This is a genomic window from Arthrobacter sp. 10L430 (assembly GCF_056395245.1).
Window position 1 is genome coordinate 1 of the sequence record NZ_JBFTJD010000083.1, and the last position, 392, is coordinate 392.

1 protein-coding gene is annotated in these 392 nt (G+C 72.2%); it reads left to right on the forward strand.

Features of this window, described 5'->3' with window-relative positions:
• Positions 1–392: DUF222 domain-containing protein (locus AC1DDG_RS21770; protein WP_476877707.1), on the forward strand; the 392-nt coding region annotated here is incomplete at both ends.

Consider the following 392-nt stretch of genomic DNA (forward strand, 5'->3'; position numbering starts at 1 on the left):
CGCCGGCTCGCCCTCGCCGCGGCCGTGCTGCCCCGCACCGGCCTCAACGCCCACCCCATGCCCCCCGCCTGCGAACAGACCGCCGCGAACCTCGCCGCCGGGACCATCGCCTCCCGCGCCGGAACCATCATCACCACCGCCCTGGACAAGGCCCGCCCCATCACCGACCCCGCGACCCTCCACACCATGGAGGCCGCCCTGAACCGCACCGCCCTGGAGAACGACCACGACTTCCTGCTCCGCATCGCCCACCGCTGGACCGACGCCATCGACCAGGACGGCACCGAACCCAGCGAAGAAGAACTCCGCCACCGCCAAGGCGCCTTCACCCGCCGGCCCCGCCGCGGCCTCCACCACCTGGAAATCTTCGCCACCACCGACCAATACGAACA